Annotated in this window: 18 protein-coding genes, 1 tRNA gene and 1 pseudogene; 12 read left to right on the forward strand and 8 right to left on the reverse strand. The window is 61.9% G+C overall.

Annotation, left to right across the window (positions count from 1 at the left end; all coding sequences use genetic code 11):
* Positions 1 to 60: 60 nt before the first annotated feature.
* From hisA to HZR20_RS11430, 4 genes are all read left to right on the forward strand, one after another.
* Positions 61 to 783, forward strand: a complete 723-nt coding sequence (hisA, locus tag HZR20_RS11415; RefSeq protein ID WP_181686953.1) for a 1-(5-phosphoribosyl)-5-[(5-phosphoribosylamino)methylideneamino]imidazole-4-carboxamide isomerase — start codon at positions 61 to 63, stop codon at positions 781 to 783.
* 152 nt (positions 784 to 935) lie between these two features.
* Entirely contained in the window at positions 936 to 1,115 is a 180-nt protein-coding gene (locus HZR20_RS11420; protein WP_220132762.1) for a hypothetical protein, read from the forward strand.
* A 202-nt stretch (positions 1,116 to 1,317) separates the two neighbouring features.
* On the forward strand, positions 1,318 to 1,905 hold the full coding sequence (gene hisB, locus HZR20_RS11425) for an imidazoleglycerol-phosphate dehydratase HisB (RefSeq protein ID WP_181686875.1): 588 nt from the start codon (positions 1,318 to 1,320) through the stop codon (positions 1,903 to 1,905).
* A gap of 2 nt (positions 1,906 to 1,907) precedes the next feature.
* Positions 1,908 to 2,426, forward strand: coding sequence for an amino acid-binding protein (locus HZR20_RS11430; protein ID WP_181686876.1), 519 nt, complete (start codon positions 1,908 to 1,910; stop codon positions 2,424 to 2,426).
* 17 nt (positions 2,427 to 2,443) lie between these two features.
* Here HZR20_RS11430 and HZR20_RS11435 read toward each other — a convergent pair whose 3' ends face one another.
* Entirely contained in the window at positions 2,444 to 3,286 is an 843-nt protein-coding gene (locus HZR20_RS11435) for an alpha/beta fold hydrolase (protein WP_181686877.1), read from the reverse strand.
* 108 nt (positions 3,287 to 3,394) lie between these two features.
* Between HZR20_RS11435 and HZR20_RS11440 the strand changes: the two genes are divergently transcribed.
* Positions 3,395 to 4,687, forward strand: a complete 1,293-nt coding sequence (locus HZR20_RS11440) for a glucose-6-phosphate isomerase (protein WP_181686878.1) — start codon at positions 3,395 to 3,397, stop codon at positions 4,685 to 4,687.
* A 32-nt stretch (positions 4,688 to 4,719) separates the two neighbouring features.
* Here the strand turns inward: HZR20_RS11440 and HZR20_RS11445 are convergent, their stop codons facing one another.
* Positions 4,720 to 4,893, reverse strand: a complete 174-nt coding sequence (locus HZR20_RS11445; RefSeq protein ID WP_181686879.1) for a hypothetical protein — start codon at positions 4,891 to 4,893, stop codon at positions 4,720 to 4,722.
* A gap of 129 nt (positions 4,894 to 5,022) precedes the next feature.
* On the opposite strand from HZR20_RS11445, the gene HZR20_RS11450 reads away from it, so the two are divergent.
* The 3 genes from HZR20_RS11450 to artA all read left to right on the forward strand — a co-directional run bounded on the left by HZR20_RS11450 (position 5,023) and on the right by artA (position 7,021).
* Entirely contained in the window at positions 5,023 to 5,538 is a 516-nt protein-coding gene (locus HZR20_RS11450; RefSeq protein WP_181686880.1) for a hypothetical protein, read from the forward strand.
* A gap of 48 nt (positions 5,539 to 5,586) precedes the next feature.
* Entirely contained in the window at positions 5,587 to 5,910 is a 324-nt protein-coding gene (locus tag HZR20_RS11455) for a hypothetical protein (protein ID WP_181686881.1), read from the forward strand.
* A gap of 115 nt (positions 5,911 to 6,025) precedes the next feature.
* Positions 6,026 to 7,021, forward strand: coding sequence for an archaeosortase A (artA, locus tag HZR20_RS11460; protein ID WP_181686882.1), 996 nt, complete (start codon positions 6,026 to 6,028; stop codon positions 7,019 to 7,021).
* Between the two features lie 5 nt (positions 7,022 to 7,026).
* On the opposite strand, the gene dph5 is transcribed toward artA, so the two are convergent.
* The 3 genes and pseudogenes from dph5 to HZR20_RS14610 form a co-directional block, all read right to left on the reverse strand.
* Entirely contained in the window at positions 7,027 to 7,818 is a 792-nt protein-coding gene (gene dph5 / locus HZR20_RS11465) for a diphthine synthase (RefSeq protein WP_181686883.1), read from the reverse strand.
* 78 nt (positions 7,819 to 7,896) lie between these two features.
* Entirely contained in the window at positions 7,897 to 8,736 is an 840-nt protein-coding gene (locus tag HZR20_RS11470) for a hypothetical protein (protein ID WP_181686884.1), read from the reverse strand.
* Between the two features lie 230 nt (positions 8,737 to 8,966).
* A pseudogene (locus tag HZR20_RS14610) lies at positions 8,967 to 9,134 on the reverse strand (IS4 family transposase); the annotation flags it as partial.
* A 203-nt stretch (positions 9,135 to 9,337) separates the two neighbouring features.
* Between HZR20_RS14610 and HZR20_RS11475 the strand changes: the two are divergent.
* On the forward strand, positions 9,338 to 10,318 hold the full coding sequence (locus tag HZR20_RS11475) for a class I SAM-dependent methyltransferase (RefSeq protein ID WP_181686885.1): 981 nt from the start codon (positions 9,338 to 9,340) through the stop codon (positions 10,316 to 10,318).
* A gap of 169 nt (positions 10,319 to 10,487) precedes the next feature.
* Positions 10,488 to 10,562 (forward strand) — tRNA-Thr (locus tag HZR20_RS11480).
* Positions 10,563 to 10,728: 166 nt separating this feature from the next.
* Here the strand turns inward: HZR20_RS11480 and HZR20_RS11485 are convergent.
* Positions 10,729 to 11,271, reverse strand: coding sequence for a type IV pilin (locus HZR20_RS11485; RefSeq protein ID WP_309484930.1), 543 nt, complete (start codon positions 11,269 to 11,271; stop codon positions 10,729 to 10,731).
* Positions 11,272 to 11,980: 709 nt separating this feature from the next.
* Here HZR20_RS11485 and HZR20_RS11490 point away from each other — a divergent pair.
* On the forward strand, positions 11,981 to 12,952 hold the full coding sequence (locus HZR20_RS11490; protein WP_181686886.1) for a beta-ribofuranosylaminobenzene 5'-phosphate synthase family protein: 972 nt from the start codon (positions 11,981 to 11,983) through the stop codon (positions 12,950 to 12,952).
* 60 nt (positions 12,953 to 13,012) lie between these two features.
* Here the strand turns inward: HZR20_RS11490 and HZR20_RS11495 are convergent, their stop codons facing one another.
* On the reverse strand, positions 13,013 to 14,020 hold the full coding sequence (locus HZR20_RS11495; RefSeq protein WP_181686887.1) for an alpha/beta hydrolase: 1,008 nt from the start codon (positions 14,018 to 14,020) through the stop codon (positions 13,013 to 13,015).
* A 76-nt stretch (positions 14,021 to 14,096) separates the two neighbouring features.
* Positions 14,097 to 16,154: an excinuclease ABC subunit UvrB gene (gene uvrB / locus HZR20_RS11500; RefSeq protein ID WP_181686888.1), complete on the reverse strand. Its 2,058-nt coding sequence runs from the start codon at positions 16,152 to 16,154 to the stop codon at positions 14,097 to 14,099.
* A gap of 72 nt (positions 16,155 to 16,226) precedes the next feature.
* On the opposite strand from uvrB, the gene HZR20_RS11505 reads away from it, so the two are divergent.
* Positions 16,227 to 17,279 carry a hypothetical protein gene (locus HZR20_RS11505; RefSeq protein ID WP_181686889.1) on the forward strand — a complete coding sequence of 351 codons (1,053 nt, stop codon included), beginning with the start codon at positions 16,227 to 16,229 and terminating at the stop codon, positions 17,277 to 17,279.
* The last annotated feature ends 67 nt before the right edge of the window (positions 17,280 to 17,346 follow it).

The following is a 17,346-nucleotide window of genomic DNA, read 5'->3' on the forward strand; positions in this document are numbered from 1 at the left end:
AACTCGATGGTCGGGCGATCGATCGACACCCTTTATGGAGTGGCTGACCCGGACGGAGATATGTTCCCGGCGTTCGAGGTTATCCCGGCGGTGGATATGCAAGATGGCGAGGTCGTCCAGCTGGTCGGTGGCGAGCGAGGGACGGAGACGACCTACGGTGATCCAGTGGCGGCAGCCGAACGCTGGACCGAGGCCGGCGCGGAAACGCTCCACCTGGTCGATCTGGACGGTGCCTTCGAAGGCGAACGCAAGAATGCCCCGGCGATTGACGCAATCGTCGACGCCGTCGACGTCGACGTCCAACTCGGTGGCGGCATCCGTACGGCCGAGGGTGCCCGGGACCTGCTCGACACCGGCGTCGATCGGGTCATCCTCGGGACGGCCGCCGTCGAGAACCCGGAGATCGTCGAAGAAATCAGCGAGACCCATCTGGGGAGCGTCCTCGTCAGCCTGGACGCCAGCGATGGGGAGGTCGTCGTCTCGGGCTGGACGGAAGGCACGGGTCTCGATCCCGCTGAGGCAGCCCAACGGTACGCCGACCTCGGGGCAGGCGGGATTCTGTTCACCGACGTCGACGTGGAAGGGCGGCTGGACGGGGTCCGAACCGGTCCAGTCGAACGGGTCGTCGAAGCTGTAGATATTCCCGTCGTCGCCAGCGGGGGTGTCGCCTCGATCGAGGACGTACGGGCGCTGAAAGACGCGGGTGCGGCCGCAGTCGTCGTCGGGAGCGCACTCTACGAGGGCTCGTTCACGCTCGCGACAGCACAAGATGCGGTCCGCTGAGCCACCACATTCCGTCAGGCGTCCGATCGGTGGACTGAACTCGGTCGGCCGGAAATAGCCCAGTCGTGACTGAGGAGCCACCCGCCGGCATTCGCCGCTAGTGGACGGCTGGGATCGCATTGGCGATCGTCCTCTCCGGACTTGGCTTGCAGATGCGCGGGGCAGTCATTCCGGAACTCGCGACCGAATTTCGGGTCTCGAAGGGGCTGCTCGGTCTCCTCGGCCCGGCGGGAACACTCGGCTACGTCGTCGCGATCGCGGTCGTCGGGACGATCGCCGCCCACTCGACGTGGAACGGTGGTGCGTGCTCGGACTCGTCGTGCTGGTCGTGACGATCGGCGTCCTGCCGACGATCCTGGCCGCCAGACGGTCGATCTTGCTCCGGGGCGGACTGCTAGAGTGAGTCGCGAGCAGCCCTGGACTGTCGTGACTTTCTCGACGCTATCGAAGGCCGGGCCTCGCTCAGACGCTCCGCTGTCCGACATCTCCCGGGAAGCCACAATCACCAAATAGCCGGGCCGTCTGGGTCGATCCATGACTGACCGAACGGTGACGGTGACTCGGGAGACGGGGGAGACGGCGATCGAGGTAATGCTCGACATCGACGGAAGCGGCGAGGCGACCGTCGAGACGGGAATCGGGTTCCTCGATCACATGCTCGATAGCTTCGCCACCCACGGCCTGTTCGACCTGACGGTCGCGTGTGACGGCGACCTCGCTGTCGACGACCACCACACGACAGAGGACGTCGCGATCACGCTTGGACAGGCGATCGATGAGGCGCTGGGGGATCGCGCCGGGATTGTCAGGTTTGCCGATCGCCGCGTCCCGCTCGACGAAGCCGTCGCCGACATCGTGCTTGACGTCAGCGGCCGCCCGTTCTTTGCCTTCGACGGCGAGTTCTCCCAGGGCGAGGTCGGCGATCTCACGAGCGTCATGGCCGAACACTTCCTGCGCTCGCTGGCGACCAATGCGGGACTCACCCTGCACGCGGGCGTCGAGGGGGCCAACGCTCATCACGAGATCGAGGCGCTATTCAAAGGACTGGCCAGAGCGTTGGACGATGCGACGCGGATCGACGACCGCCGGACAGACGCACCATCGACGAAGGGCGAGCTGTGACCATGGCCGAGTCGGCCTCCTTCGAGGCGATCATGGAGAAGTTCGAGGACAGCCCGAGCCAGCAGCGAGTCATTCGCCTCCTGCTTGAACGCGGGTTCTCGGTCAACGACGAGGGGCGAGTGGTTTCGGGGGGCATCGAAATCCCCAATACGGGTATCGCCCGCGAGATCGACGTCGATCGCCGGGTCGTCGACGCGACGACCGACGCAATCCTTTCCGATCCACAACTCCGGCGGATCTTCCAGAATATCTCAGCCATTCCGAGCCTGCTGGACCTGGCACCTGTCCTCGACCTGGCGGCGATGACCGTTACCGTCCGTGAGGCCGAGGAGTCCGGCATCGTCGCCCATATCACGAACATGCTCGCCGATCGGGACATCTCGATCCGGCAGGTCATGACCGAAGATCCGGAGTTTACCGACCAGCCCCGGCTGTACGTCATCACCGACGAACAGTTGCCGGGCGAGTTACTCAACGAGATTCGCGAGTTGCCGTTCGTCATCAAGATCGAGTTGCAGTAACGATCCGATTGTTCCGGTCACACTGATTCGAGAAACGATCGCAACTCCGCTGTCGCCTGTTCGCGCTCGTCTCGAAAGACCGTGTGACCGGCACCGTCGACGTGGACGAGGGAGCCATCTGGCAGCAACGAGGCGACGTCCTGATGACGCCCTCGCTCGCCCTCGTCGGCGTCGGCTTTGAGGATCAGCGTCGGTACCGTGATCTGGGGATAGGTTTCCCGTGGATCGAGCCAGCCATCCTCGAAGACCGCCGCGATCGCCGGATCGACCCGCAAATTGGCGGCCGCGATTCGCTTCGCCAACCGCATTTGACCCGCCTCGACGTGGGCTTGCAGTTCCGGATCGTCTCTCAGGAGTTCCGCAGTCGTGTGCTCGTGCCACTCGGCGATCCGTTCGCGGACCGCCGAAACGAGATCGTCGCGGTCTCGTTCGGTGTCGTCGCCCTTCTCCTCCCCGAGCATTCCCGCCGGATCGACCAGTACGAGCGCCTGGACCCGATCAGGGTGGGCAGCGGCGGTCGCCGCGACAGTGTCTCCCCCCATCGAGTGGCCCAGAAGCGTCGCCGTATCGATCTCCAGGGCCTCCAGTACGCCCACGAGGTCGGTGACGCGATCGTCCATTTCGTAACCGGTCTCAGGGGCCGACGAACGCCCGTGACCGCGGGCGTCGTAAGCGATCACGTCATAGTCTGTGAGTTCCTCGAGTAGCGGTTTCCGGCACAACGCGTCCTCGTAGACGCCGTGGGCGAGCACGACTGGCGGGCCGTCCCCTCCAGTCCGAACGTAGTGAACGTCGATACTGTTCACACGAACGGTCCCGCTGGTCCAGGTCGCCGGCACGCCAAGCGAATCGTCGCTCATCGGGCGATCGTTCGCCGGACGCGACAAAAAATCCCCGTACGCTCGACTGTCGGCGACCTGTCGTCCGGAATCGATAAACGTAGGTGGGTGCGTTCGGATCGTTGGGGCATGCGAGTAGACATCGGCAACGCACTCGACGAGGTCGCCACGCCGGGGATTCCCCGCGAAGCACTCGATCGACTCGACGATCGTGTCGCGACGGCCCACGAACGCATCGAGGACGGACGCGCGAATAACGAACACGGGTACGAAGCGCTCAACCAGCCCGACAACGTCGACGTTGCAGCGATCGAAGAAGCCGTCGAACCGTTCGACGATTGCGAGACGCTCATCAACGTCGGCATCGGCGGCAGTGCGCTGGGCGCGGCGACGATCTCGGCAGCCCTCGATAGCGATGTCGAGGCCTACTATCTCGACAACGTGGATCCGAAGTGGGTGGCCGACCACGTCGACGAGCTCGACCTCTCGAAGACGGCGCTGAACGTCGTTTCGAAATCTGGGACGACCGCCGAGACGCTCTCGAACTTCCTGGTGGTTCGGGACGCCATGACTGACGCGGGCGTCGACTGGACCGAACGCACGTGGGTCACGACGGGGCCCGAAGGCAACCTCCGGGATCTCGCCGAGAAACACAATCTGCCGTCGCTTCGCGTCCCTGACGGCGTGCCTGGCCGCTTCTCCGTGCTCTCGACGGTCGGACTTGCGGCCGCGGCGTTGCAGGGCCACGACATCGAGGCGATCCTCGACGGCGCCCGGGCCGCTGACGACGATCTGGGGCCGTCGCTCTTTGACTCGCCGGCCTACGCCTACGGCGCGGTCGCCTATGCGCTCGATCAGCGCGGCGCGGGGGTCAACGCCCTGCTGCCGTACGCTGAATCCCTGGAGACGCTCGCCGAATGGTACTCCCAGCTGTGGGCGGAAAGTGTCGGCAAGGACGGGCTCGGCCAGACGCCCGTCCGGGCGATGGGTGCGACCGACCAGCACTCCCAGCTCCAACTCTACCGGGCTGGCCCTCACGACAAGATGGTCACCTTCATCCGACCCACCGAGCGCGATGACACGGCGATTCCGGAGACCGATCTGGAGGGGCTGTCGTATCTCGGGGGCTCGACGCTGGGCGAGTTGATCGACGCCGAATTCGAGGCCACGGAGGCCAGCCTCGCGAATGCGGGCCTGCCGAATGTCCGCGTTGAGATCGACCGCGTCGACGAGCACGGACTCGGCGAACTCCTCTACAGCATGGAGGCCGCGACGGTCATGGCTGGCGAGTTGTACAATGTTGACGCGTTCGTCCAGCCAGCCGTCGAGTGGGGCAAGAAAGCCACCCGCGGGCTGCTAGGGGGCGGTGACTTCGAGGAAGCCGAGGAAGTCCAGGCAAAGACCGAGCTGACGATCGAATAACCGTATCGGGCGATCTCCGCGCTGGATACCTCTCAGTCGTCCCGGAAGGAATCGATCAACGCTGCTTTCGAGTCGAACTGTCTGCTGACGATCCGGTCGAGCAGTTCCTGTTGGGTAACCTTCCGGCCCGTCTCGAGTTTGATCTCGGCCTGTAACTGCTCGATCTTGTCCTTCGTGTCCGTCGCGATCTTTACGGACGTCGCCATACCTGTCTATAGCAGTTACTACGCTGTATACTTTTCTACCACTCTGGTTGCGGGAGCTATCTCCCGGTAACTCAAACGCCTGTTGTAGCCATCTCAAGGGCCTTTAGGTGGGCTTTCGAATCGAGAGATATGCATCGACGCGAGTTTCTCGCACTGGGTGGCTTTGGCATCGCTGGTCTCGCTGGCTGTCTTGGCTCTACCGGGGCCAATACGGACGATCCAACAGCGACGGTGACGCCAACGGACACATCGACGCCGACAGACACCTCGACCGAGACGCCGACGGACACGACGACCGTGTCCGGGCCTGAACTGTCGGTCACCGTCGAACGAGTACAGCCGGCCGTCGTCGAGTTGACCAACCCCGACAGTATCGGCGTCACCGGCGGCGATGAGGCGAAGTATCTCTCCCTGTGGATCGACGTCACCGACGGAGAGCCACCGGCACGGGAAGCGTTACAGTTCCGCCTTGGCGGCGACCGTCACGAGCTGCGACCGGCCGAGCAGACGTTCGGACTCTATCGGGCGTATCACCACGAGGACGAACGGTACGACGCTGAACGCGGGTCGGGCTGGGCCCTCTTCGAACTCCCCAAGGTCGAGGACGCGAGCGACGCGGCATTGATCTGGCCCACTGGGGAGTAGTACCCTGAGCAGGATCTGCGTGATCGGCTCGCGTCGCCGGCACCACCGTTGTCGGTCGAATGGGCTGCCCCTGAGACGGTCACACCGGGTACCGAACCGGAGATCGAATTCACCGTTACGAATGAGGGCGACATCGACGGTCGGTTCGTCGCGGCGCTAAACCGGACCGGCGGTGGGATCGCGTACATGCCAGTGGCCGCAATCCAGCAGCTGATCCCGGCGGGCGAACGCGTCTCCTGGTCCGTGACGGACACCTACGACGTTCGGGCACCGCCGGCGGACGAGATCGGTGACGGCGAGACCGATTTGACGTACAAGCTCGCCCGGATTGATGACCGGCTGGAGCAGGAGGTTCGTATCGTCGACCCGTGAGCTGGCAGAGCCACCCCTCCCGGATCGGGCATGGGCCGGCCGCTCGGTGAGGATCCGCGAGACATCGACAACGACAAGCCCTTTATTCGGACTGACGAAAGCAAAGATAGATCCAATGGTAGCGCCGATCATCGACGGCCTGGCTGCGCTGCACGGCTACGCCGGGTCGATCGCCTGGCTCGTGCTCGGGGTGTTCCTCGCCGGGGCTATCCTCGAACGATACGACGACGAACTGGGTGCTCGCGTCTACGCAGGCGGCTGGGTTGTCCTGACCGGCTACTGGCTCGCCTACGTCCACTACTTCGTCTTCGCCCAGAAGTCGATCACCGAGAGTGCCGGCGTTATCATCGGCATCCCGCTCTCGCTGTACGTCGCCTACCTGATCCTCGACGGCCGGCATCGACTGCTTGTTGTCTCACGGGCTGTGGCGTTTGCCTGGCTGTTCTTCCTTCCCCTCTCAGCACTGGCGTTCGTCCGTCGGCCGTTGATCGAACTGACGACGGCCCACACCGATTTCGTCCTGTCGCTGCTGGGGAATAACTATCATCTCGGCGACTGGTATCCGGCGCTCCCGGCCGATCTCGTCCTTCCGGACGGGTCGACGCTCGGAACCGAGAGTACACTCCCGGACAAGCACTTCCCGTATCAGAATACTTTCCTCTATGCCCCGGACGGCCACGCGATCACCTACACGATCAGGATGGCCTGTACCGGGATCGGAAGTATGTCTATTTTCGTCGGCCTGATCGGAGCAGTGCGAGGATCGCTCCGTCGGAAAGCCAAGGCACTCGCTGTCGCGATCGGCGTCATCTACGTGCTCAACATCGCTCGGAACGTCTTTATCGCCTACACGATGGGCAACCAGCGGTTGCACATTTTCCCCGATCTGATCCTCTCACTGTTCTCATCGAACGACCCGTATCTGGTGTCGTACTTCATCGGCGATCGTATCATTGCCCAGTTTGGCTCTGTGATCGCCCTGGTCGCCATCACGTGGCTCGTCGTCCGCTGGGTGCCCGACGTCCTCCGCGTTGTCGAGGAAGGGATGTATCTGGTCACTCGCCGCGAGTACGAGCTTAAAGGGGCCTTGGGCGTCGAGGAGACGGAATAACTGACTCACTCGGCCAGGTACTCTTCGAGGAGTGACTCGGGCGCGTCGGCGATCGTCGCCAGTGCGTCCCGTTCGATGTAATGGAGTGAACTTGGCAGGAGAAGCAAGTGCAGGGGATCGCCGAAGTCCATCGTAGCCAGCGTGTCGAGGGTGTCTGCCCGGATGACGGGATCGGGACTCCCGGCGCGGGCGACGACGACGCCCAGCGCGTCCGGTCGCCAGTGGTCGGCCAGTAGTTCCGCAGCGGTGTCGCCGGCCATGTAGGCCTCTCCATCGTCGTCGACGTCGATGTCCAGAAAGACCAGCGTGTGGAGATCGCGCTCGGCGTTGTCCTCGATCGTCTCGACGACGCTTGCCGGCACCCCATCGCCACCGTGTGACCGCTCGAATGGGAGCGTCGTCGCTTTGCCAAACCGGTAGTTTTGCAAGCCAGTCAGCGAACTTGCGGCCGCCTGGGCGCTCGTCCCGTGGATGACGCGGGTCTCGATGCCACGGGCCTCGGCCCGCAGGCGGAGATCGACGTGTGTCGTCGAGATCATCGTGTCCCCAGCTGTCAAGAAGACTGCGTCACCCGTCGCCGCTGCGTCGAGGACCGGGTCGGGCGTCTGCTCGACGCCCGCTCGGTCGCGAACCTCGATGTCGACGTCGTGGAACGCTTCGATGTCTGTGACGGTCGCGCCGACGAGGCGACTGGTGTAAAACTCCGCGAAGACCCGGTCGGCGCTGGCGATGGCGTCCCGGCCGGCGAGCGTGATCGAGCGCTCGTCATACAGTCCGAGCCCGACGAACGTGAGCATACCCCCGTTGGGTGTGCCGGCGGGAAAAACCGACCGCTCCACGTCCTGAATGGCGGTCTGGATCGCCCCGACCCTGCCTCAGCTGACTCGGTAGTTGTCCGGGTCGTTCCCGCCGATGACGGTCCCACAGCCGCTACAGCGCCACGTGTCCGCACCGATCTTCTTGTAGCCGGATTCGAGATCTGACCCGTGCCAGGTGTCCCAGGCGAGCCCGCAGTTCGAACATTTCTTTGGCAGCCCCGCGACAGAGAGCTCATCGTCACGGAAGAGGTCGTTTATCATCCGCTCGATCGACTCTCGTCGATCCCGGATTGCCTCGATATCGCCGGGTTGGAGGTACTGCTTGAAGTACTGGAGATGTGATTCCATCAACTCCCGCGAATCTGTGAGCTTCCGGAGTCGTTCGTCGTCCTCGTGTTGGTCGTCGAGTTTCGCAAGCCGGTTCTGTCTGGCGATGCTGACCGTATAGTATCGTTGCACTGATGCCTCATAGTAGGCCTGAACGTAGAGTCGCTTGAGCCGATTTCGAAACGTCTTGCGGTCGGTCGACTTGTAGAAGATTTCGTCGTGTGGAATCGGCGTCTCTCTGATCCGATCCCGATCTCCGGTCAGGAGTCCAACTCTCGCGTATTTCGTTTCCTGGACCGTGCTGAGGCTCGCTGTCAGTAGCTCGTCTTCGGAGCGGCGCATCGAGAGTAACACAACTGCAACGTTTCCGCCCAGCTCCTCCGTGAGCGTGTCCGCGTCTTCGAAGGTTCGAACGGAAATCGAGTCCGGAATCGCCTTGTGGATCGACCGCCGCCGGGCTTGATCCCGGGCGAACAGGAATATCTCTGCGCGGAGTTCTGGCGGCCGCTCTTCGCTCTCGTCCCCGGCAGCCGTCCCGAATAGCTCGTCCTGTTGATTGGACTGGCCCATCGGCCGTTACTAGCTATCGTGTTTCGAGATAATAAAGCCACCGAGAGAACCACTTCTTCACGAGCAGGATGACTGCGCTACTTGAGCGATAACCGTTCGACTAGATGCGATCGCTCCCGATCAATCAAGTGAATGAGACCGCTTTCTACGCCGATACCTTCCGTTTTGATAACGCTGGCTAAAGCCGTCGCTGTCGGCGACGGCTGACCCATCCAAGTGAGACGAAACCAGCCGAACGAATCAAACGAGCTGTTCCAGTGCGTGCGGACTTTCTGGCTGGTTCGCGAGACGCTCCCCTTCACCGGCTGGCGTTGCCCCAGCCAGTAGACTAGACCCAGCCCAGCCAACGCAGCGAACAATTCGGACAAGACACCGTTCAGCGGTTTCGAGTGATAATCGATCGCCCGATCGTCGCGTCTGGGCAGATACCTACTGCAAGCGCACTATTGGATTCGGTTTCGACTGTTATCGCGTCCTGGATACCAGTCCACAATTTCCGAGGCCATTTCGCACGTGCTGGCTGCAAAGGGTGGCGTCGGGGATAGCTGGTGACCGCTCCGTGAAACGTTAGGCTTACCGCGAATAGGCACTGACTTGACGTATGACTGTCCCGTGTGTTCGCGTCCCGCGTGAAGATGGCGAGAAAACCCGCACCATCCTTGCCGACCGGGACGTCATCGCCAAAGGCCACGAGATCACTGTCGAGGAAGGCTCGATCTACATCCCTGTGACCGACCCGACTGCAGTCCCGTCGGCGTGCACCGTGGTCCAGCGAGACGTTCCCGCACGGCACACGCAGACGATGCCTGCCGACGTGCTGGGGTTCGAACCCAGCTACGAACGACTGGGTGAAGTCGTCATCCTCGACGAAGATGACGCCGATCGCACCCGGGACATCGCCGAAGCGATCATGGCCTCGGACCTGCCGGCCGAGACGGTGCTCAACCGAGCCTCGAAGGTCAAAGGCGAGCAGCGTGTCCGCGAGTGGGATATTTTGGCTGGCGACGGCACCGAGGCGATCCACCGAGAGTACGGCTGTGACTTCGCGGTCGATCTTGCGGACATGTATTTCTCGCCACGCCTGGCCACCGAGCGCCATCGCGTTGCCAAGCAGGTTACGGCGGGCGAGCAAGCCTTCGATATGTTCGCCGGCGTCGGCCCCTTCGTGATCCCATTCGCCGACCGCGGCGCGACGTGTGTCGGCGTCGACGTCAATCCCGACGCGATCGAGTACCTCCGAGAGAACGCCCGGCGCAACGGCGTCGAGAATCGAGTTACGACGATCGAGGGTGACGTGCGCGAGGTGGTAGCCGACTACGGGAACTGGGCCGATCGGCTCGTGATGAATCTGCCCCACAGCGCCGACGAATTTCTGGAAACGGCTGTCGAGTTGGCGAGCGATGACTGCGTCGTCCACTACTACGACATCCAGCACGAGGACGACCCCTTCGGGCCGGGCGAGCGAGCGATCCGGGAGGCTGCCGGCGATGAGTACGATGTCGCGGTCGAGACTCGGCGGACCGTCCGGTCGTACGCGCCCCACGAGTTGAACGTGGTGCTGGACGTGCGACTATCTCGCTAAGGGATTCGGATTCGCAATCCTTATTGCGGTCTTGTCCACTATCAGGTATTACACGCCAGTGCCTACCCGAACGCAGTGAGGCAAGGCTCGGGGCGCGAGGAACGAAGCGTGCCGGTGGTGAGCAGTTCCGAAGGAACTGCGATCCTCGGCAGACGAGCAGTGCGAGTCTGCCGGTGTAGCTCAGACTGGCTAGAGCGAATCCTTCGTAAGGATTAGGCCGGGGGTTCAAATCCCCCCACCGGCTCTTCTACGAGCGAACGAACGTGAGCAGCGAAAGCCATGGGGATTTGAATCAGGGTGTGGAGCGTAGCGAAACGAGCAGCCCCGTCGTGGTTCACAATTTTCCACCGGCTTAGACGACTTGTGCGTCATCTTGTTATCAAACCCGTACTGTCGGGATTCGCGCTCGCCTATGTTGCGGACAATGTTTGTTCGATCACGACCGCGTTCGTCGGCGTATGGACAACTCGAACAGTGATCGTATCTCCGCTATTGAGTTTACATCCGCCGCTCTTAATTCGAAAAGTAGCAGTTTCGCCAGCACTCCAAATACCATCTGCACTCGTATCAAGTTCTCCTCCGTCCGGGCTATAGTAGTCGAATATATTGTCGCCGTCATAATTTGCTGACCCAAGAGTGTTTGTCGGGAGATTCACAATCCGGGATTGCTTCCCACAGGCATCCGTTGCATCCACAGCGATTTCCAACTTGGATACGTCTAAATCATCGCCCGCAATGTGGGTAAGTCGAACGATTTGATCAGTACGTTTACCGGTCGGTTGGTCAGAAATGAGCTCGCCGCTTGATTGCCCGACGATCGGGCCGGGTTGGGTACTGTCGTCGGCAAACCCAAGCGCAAACACCGAGACTGTCGCGGCGAGTATCACCACGATGGCGACCAGCAAAATATTCCCGATAACTGGTGTCGCCGCCCGGGACGATCTGGGTATCACTGTGTGGACGCCAATGGCTCAGTGCCACAAATTCGTTTCCCCTACTCGATTCTCGAACTCGCTACGAGCCAGCCTGATTCAGCGAGAGAACCCCGCCCGTGAGAGACGAGTGTCCCGACGCTCTGTCGGAACCGAGGGGTAAACAGGGTGGGAGTGAATCGCACAAGATCTGGTGAGAAATTGTCACGTTACTGCTGGTCTTGAGTCTCCAACGTGTCGAGTCCCGCTTCTAACACCGTTGTGTATGCTTCTGACACCGATAGGCCGCGTTCTTCTGCACATTCGAGAGACACGCCGACCTAACACCGTTCGCAAGACGCGGCGCGTCTTCTGTGCCCACGAGAACGTACGGTTCTCGGGACGTCAGAAACGTTCCTGAAGCGGCATGCGAGCAACGCAGACAGACTAATGGCATGGCCCGTGCCCTCGGAAACCTCCGGTTTCGGGGATGCTGAAAAGCCTTCGGCAACAGGATCAGCTCCGTCTCGGCAAAGACTGCAGGTTCGTGCTCGCGGACCCAGAGAATCTTCGGCGCGATGTCCGCTCGCACTCCAGAAATCTAACTCAATCCAGTCGCTATTGCCACTGAGGCGTGTGATTTCTGGCATAGAACACCATCTACTCACACCGTCTCACTTTTTACGCTTCACTACACACCGCCACTCGTTCGGTGCCAGTCTTCAAGACACCTCCTGCCCAACGACCGACAATGACGGGAGTTTCAGTCGGCCCACGCCTCCATGCCGGCTTTCAGAACCTTTCGCTCGCGCGCGATCGACTCTACGGGGGGATCGGTCTCGCGATCGACGAGCCCCGACTCGTCCTCGACGCCGATCGCGCCGAAACCCTCGTCTGCTCCGATAGGGCGGTCGAACCATACGCACGCAGGGCGATCGAGGCCCTGGACGTTCCGGGCGCAGCGATCACGGTCAGCCAGCGCTTCGACCGTCACACCGGCCTCGGGAGCGGGACGCGCCTCGCGCTCGCCGCGCTGGTCGCGATCGCCGACGCGTACGATCGGGAATCGGCCGTTCGGGACCGGGCCCCGGCACTCGGTCGTGGCGGCCGTAGCGGCGTCGGGATCGCTACCTTTCTCGATGGTGGGTTCGTGATCGACGGCGGCCACCCGACCGAGCGCTTCACCCACAGCCCGCCCGAGACGGGAGCCTGGACGACGCCGCCGGTCGTCGCTCGCCACGACGTGCCCGAGACGTGGCGGTTCGTCCTCGTCACGCCGGCGGGTGAGACGGGTCGGAGTGACGAACGCGAGGACGAAAGCATGCGAACCGCTGTCGAACGGGCCGATCCCGGGATCGCCGACGAGATTGCTCCGTTGCTGACCCAGCGCTTGCTCCCCGCGATCGCTGAAGGCGACCGGGCCACGTTCGGGGCAGCGATCTCGCGCCTGGGTCGCCTCAACGGTGCCTGGTACGCCGACGAACAGGGTGGTGTCTACCGACCGCCCGCAGGCCAGTTGATCGAGCACCTCTCGGGGGTGCCCGCGGTCGACGGCGTCACCCAGTCCTCCTGGGGCCCGACGGTCTACGCGATCACGGGGGCAGAGCGGAGCGATAGTGTCCGTGAGGCGGCCGTCGAGGCACTTGACGCGGCCGGCGTCGACGGCACGGTTCGCGTCGTCTCGCCGGACAACGAGGGGTATCGACTCGAATCTGGCGAGTGATACCGCCAGCTACGCGCCCCATACCGTCAACACTGGCTAGCCCGGAGGGGCCCCAATCTGTCATTCTGAACCGTTGCCGTCGAGGTGCTCGGTCAGGAATCGTCGCTGTTTCGGGAGCGTCTGCTCACGCCAGTCCGGGTTGTCGATCATGCCGTGCCCGGCGTCGTCGCCGGTGAGTACTTCGACCGTCACGCCTGCGTCCCGGTAAGCGTCGGCGAGGACCTCCGTCGAGCGATACGGAACGACGCCGTCCGCCGTTCCGTGGACCAGCAATGCCGGCGGATCACCGCCGTCGACGTGCGTGACCGGTGATCCCTCCCGGAGCGTTTGTGCGTCCGCCTCGGGGCCGAAGAACGCGGCGACCAGTGGATTGTCCCCGGTACCGGATTCGGTGAAGTCGTAGGGGCCACTGTAGCCCACCAGCGCGTCGACGGCGACCGGAACGTCCGGATGAAAGGCGGCGGGCTGGAACGACTCGTGATCCGGGGCGACAGCGACGAGTGCCGCGAGGTGTGCCCCGGCGGAGTACCCCGCTAGCGCGCCACGTTCCGGGTCGATTCCGTGGGCGTCGGCGTTGGCCCGGAGCCACTTCACGGCCGCGACGACGTCCCGGACGGCCGCGGGATACTGTTTCTCCTGGGCCAGCCGGTATTGGACGTCCGCGACGACGAACCCGGCATCGACCAGCTCGTCGAACATCGGTCGGTACCCCTTGTCGCCGCCGATCCAGCCCCCGCCGTGGGCGAAGATCACGAATGGTCTCTCAGCACCGCCCGGGGGCGAGTAAAGATCAAGTTCGAGCGTCCGCTCGGGCGTTTCCCTGAACGGCACGTCCGTCTGTCGGTCGATGTCGGCGCTGGTCGTGGTCGTCTCGGCGCGGTCAGTTTCGGATGGGGGATCGTCCGTCGTCGTGGCCGGAGACTCCTCGTCACTTCGGGTCGGCCGATCGTTGGTCGTCGCTGGCGGCGGGTCCGTCGTCTCGGCTGGCCCCTCCGTGCCCGTGCAACCGGCGACGGCGGCCGTCAGACTCGCCAACACGGCCCGGCGCGACCAGCGATGGGCTGTCATACGTCTCGTCTCTGGCGAGAGCCACAAAAAGACCGCTACTCTGGCTCGGGTGGGACTCGGCGCTGCCCACGCACGATCAGCGCTCGGGGGCCGGCACGCCGTCCGCACCAGGCCCGTCGGGCCCGCCGAGGTCGTATTCCTCGCGCAACTCCCGGATGCGATCCCGGATGTCGGCCGCGAGTTCGAACTCCAAATTGTCCGCCGCGTCCTGCATCCGGTCTTCGAGCTCCTCGATCAGCCGTGCCGCCGCCTCCTCATCTTCGGGATCGGTCGTCGCAGAGCCGTCGGTGTCGGTCTTGCTCCCGGGCAGATTCGTCTCGCCGATGGCCTTCTCGATGGTCGTCGGTTCGTGGCCGTGTTCCTCGTTGTATTCCCGCTGAATCTGTCGCCGCCGCTTGGTTTCCTCGATCGCCGCTTCCATCGCATCGCTGGGATCGTCGGCGTAGAGCACGACGTTCCCGTTGACGTTCCGGGCGGCCCGGCCCATCGTCTGGACAAGGGTTGTCTCGCTCCGCAGGAATCCCTCCTGATCTGCGTCCAAAATAGCGACGAGGCTCACCTCCGGAATGTCCAACCCCTCCCGGAGGAGGTTGATCCCGACGAGGACGTCGAACTCGCCGGCCCGCAGCCCCCGGACGAGTTCGTGCCGTTCGAGGGTGTCGGTCTCGTCGTGCATGTACTCGACGGCGACGCCGGCTTCTTCGAGGTACTCCGTGAGGTCCTCGGCCATCCGTTTGGTCAGCGTCGTCACCAGGGCCCGCTCGTCGTCGGGCAGCGAATCGAGGCGATCCATGAGGTCGTCGACCTGGGACTCCGCCGGGCTAATCTCGATCTCAGGATCGACGAGATAGGTCGGGCGAACGATCTGCTCGACCACTTGGTCGCTTTCCTCGCGTTCGTAGTCGCCCGGCGTCGCACTCACGTACAGCGTCTGGTCCGTTTTTTCCTCGAACTCCTCGAATGTCAGCGGGCGATTATCGTAGGCCGTCGGCAGGCGAAAGCCGTTCTCCACCAGGGAGTCTTTCCGGGACTTATCGCCCGCGTACTGGCCCCGAATCTGGGGAATCGTCTGGTGGGACTCGTCGACGACCGTCAGGAAGTCATCGGGGAAGTAATCCAGCAGCGTGTAGGGAGCTTCACCCGATTCCCGGTCCGAGAGGTGAACGGAGTAGTTCTCGATGCCCGAACAGTACCCCGTCTCTTCGAGCATCTCAAGATCGAAGGTGGTCCGCTCCTCGATGCGCTGGGCGGCCACCAGATCGCCCTGGCGCTCGAAGTAGCTGACGCGCTGGTCCAGCAGTTCTTCGATCTCTCCGATTGCGTTTTCGAGGCGCTGCTCTGGAATCGAGTAGTGCTCTGCGGGGTGGATCAGGGCGGCCGGTTCCTCGCTCTTCAGTTCCCCTTCCAGGGGGTCGAGCTTCGAGATGCGGTCGATCTCCTCGCCCCAGAACTCCACGCGGAGGGCGTAGCGACCGTACATCGGGTAAATCTCGACGGTGTCCCCGCGAACGCGGAACGTCCCCTGCGTAAAATCAACGTCGTTGCGCTCGTAGTTGAGGTCGACGAGTTGGGCCAGCAACTCGTCGCGGTCGATCTCTTGGCCACGCTCCAACCGCAGGGACATGTCGATGTAGTTTCTGGGATCACCGAGGCCGTAGATGGCCGAGACCGACGCGACGACGATCACGTCGTCGCGAGTCAGCAGCGACCGGGTCGCCGAGTGCCGTAGCCGATCGATCTCGTCGTTGATCGAGGCGTCTTTCTCGATGTACTTGTCGGTCTGCTCGACGTAGGCCTCGGGCTGGTAGTAATCGTAGTAGGAGACGAAATATTCGACGGCGTTGTCGGGGAACAACTCGCGGAACTCTTCGTAGAGTTGGGCCGCCAGTGTCTTGTTGTGGGCGATGACCAGCGCCGGCTGCTGGATCTCTTCGAGCACCCACGAGACGGTGTTGGTCTTGCCCGAACCTGTCACGCCGAGCAAGGTCTGTTTGTCCATCCCCGACCGATAGCCCTCGGCGAGTTGCTCGATGGCGTCGGGCTGGTCGCCAGCCGGGTCAAACGGTGCCTCGACGCGGAATTCGCTTTCGGCGCCGGGGCGGTCGGGCGAGAGGGGGCCGCCGGTGTCGCTCACAGTATGCCCAATTCAGGCTGGAGGGCTTTTACCGGTTCGCTTGGAGGTTAAACGGTACATGAAACGCACCCTATGGAAATTATCCTGGAGTTTATATTAACAAACCGGAAGAGGCGAAGGTGTGTGTTGGTTCACAGAGTGTGGGTTGAAGAAAGGACTCTCCACCTCAACGCCGGAATTACTGAGTGGATTGGATTCAAGTTACTAACTATGCAGGATGAGAGTATCCACACTGATGCGGGGAATTTTCTGCGTCGTGTGGATGATAAAGATAGCTTCATACAGCTTTGTAGGGAGTATTTTGAAATCGCTATTGGCTATCGCAGACCCTCCGATGAAGAGCGAACACAGGCAAGTAAATGGCTAATCAAGGGAGGGTTCTTTGGTGAAGAAGTGACACCTGAGAGGATTGTGAAGATTATGAAGTATCCATATTCCTTCAACAGACAGGAACACATTCAGACCATATATCAGTTTGAGTATATTATCTTTCAGATTCTCGCTGAGGAAACCACTATTGTAGAGGGGCCGTACCTTCCGATGTTTCGGTACGAGATTCTAAAACAAAAATCGCTCGCGAAAGAATCACGGTATGATACCGCTGTTCTTCGCCAATCAGCGTTTCTTGAGACTCTTTTCAAAATGAAGATGGGGAAATGGAAAGATAGTGAGGGGAATTTTCTCAATTGGGAGTTGTGTGTCGCTTGTGTCTATCGGGGAGAGAATTTGATAACTGAAGACATGAAAGATTCCCTACGGATAATGGCCTCTGTTCGGAACAGGTACGCCCATGATTGGCGGCAGTATGCTATGAGAAAGGAAGCCGACAAGACGGAAATCAAAGAAGCATTTGTCTGTGGGCTGGGGGTGATCGCAGAAGTCGATTCCAAAGAACTCTCGCACACATACTCAGATTACACTTCAAAACACGTCTCAAAGCGACTCCCCATAACGTGGGCAGACAGGGAGAAATCAGAAATGACGGGTTCAGCTACAACCACGGTCGGGATCACCTGCGATAGCTGTAGTCATGAATTCAAACCGCGTCATGAAGGATGGAAACGCTGTCCAAAATGTGACTCTTCTCACGACTATCTTGAACAATCCAGTACACCGGACGGTTAGCTCAGGGTATCAGATATTCGCTGATGGGTTTTCCACTCACCAAGGGTAGGCTAAGAATCTACTTCTA

Origin of the sequence: Halorhabdus salina, from assembly GCF_013839425.1 — an archaeon.
Classification (GTDB): domain Archaea; phylum Halobacteriota; class Halobacteria; order Halobacteriales; family Haloarculaceae; genus Halorhabdus; species Halorhabdus salina.

What these genes read in the sequence shown, in the direction of transcription:
- HZR20_RS11435 (WP_181686877.1), bottom strand. Translation starts at nt 3,286, where the DNA reads ATGAGCGACGATTCGCTTGGCGTGCCGGCGACCTGGACCAGCGGGACC.
- HZR20_RS11420 (WP_220132762.1), top strand. Translation starts at nt 936, where the DNA reads ATGCGCGGGGCAGTCATTCCGGAACTCGCGACCGAATTTCGGGTCTCG.
- HZR20_RS11450 (WP_181686880.1), top strand. Translation starts at nt 5,023, where the DNA reads ATGCATCGACGCGAGTTTCTCGCACTGGGTGGCTTTGGCATCGCTGGT.
- HZR20_RS11440 (WP_181686878.1), top strand. Translation starts at nt 3,395, where the DNA reads ATGCGAGTAGACATCGGCAACGCACTCGACGAGGTCGCCACGCCGGGG.
- HZR20_RS11490 (WP_181686886.1), top strand. Translation starts at nt 11,981, where the DNA reads ATGACGGGAGTTTCAGTCGGCCCACGCCTCCATGCCGGCTTTCAGAAC.
- HZR20_RS11470 (WP_181686884.1), bottom strand. Translation starts at nt 8,736, where the DNA reads ATGGGCCAGTCCAATCAACAGGACGAGCTATTCGGGACGGCTGCCGGG.
- HZR20_RS11495 (WP_181686887.1), bottom strand. Translation starts at nt 14,020, where the DNA reads ATGACAGCCCATCGCTGGTCGCGCCGGGCCGTGTTGGCGAGTCTGACG.
- hisA (WP_181686953.1), top strand. Translation starts at nt 61, where the DNA reads ATGTTCCCGGCGTTCGAGGTTATCCCGGCGGTGGATATGCAAGATGGC.
- artA (WP_181686882.1), top strand. Translation starts at nt 6,026, where the DNA reads ATGGTAGCGCCGATCATCGACGGCCTGGCTGCGCTGCACGGCTACGCC.
- HZR20_RS11475 (WP_181686885.1), top strand. Translation starts at nt 9,338, where the DNA reads ATGACTGTCCCGTGTGTTCGCGTCCCGCGTGAAGATGGCGAGAAAACC.
- hisB (WP_181686875.1), top strand. Translation starts at nt 1,318, where the DNA reads ATGACTGACCGAACGGTGACGGTGACTCGGGAGACGGGGGAGACGGCG.
- HZR20_RS11430 (WP_181686876.1), top strand. Translation starts at nt 1,908, where the DNA reads ATGGCCGAGTCGGCCTCCTTCGAGGCGATCATGGAGAAGTTCGAGGAC.
- HZR20_RS11505 (WP_181686889.1), top strand. Translation starts at nt 16,227, where the DNA reads ATGGAAATTATCCTGGAGTTTATATTAACAAACCGGAAGAGGCGAAGG.
- HZR20_RS11445 (WP_181686879.1), bottom strand. Translation starts at nt 4,893, where the DNA reads ATGGCGACGTCCGTAAAGATCGCGACGGACACGAAGGACAAGATCGAG.
- dph5 (WP_181686883.1), bottom strand. Translation starts at nt 7,818, where the DNA reads ATGCTCACGTTCGTCGGGCTCGGACTGTATGACGAGCGCTCGATCACG.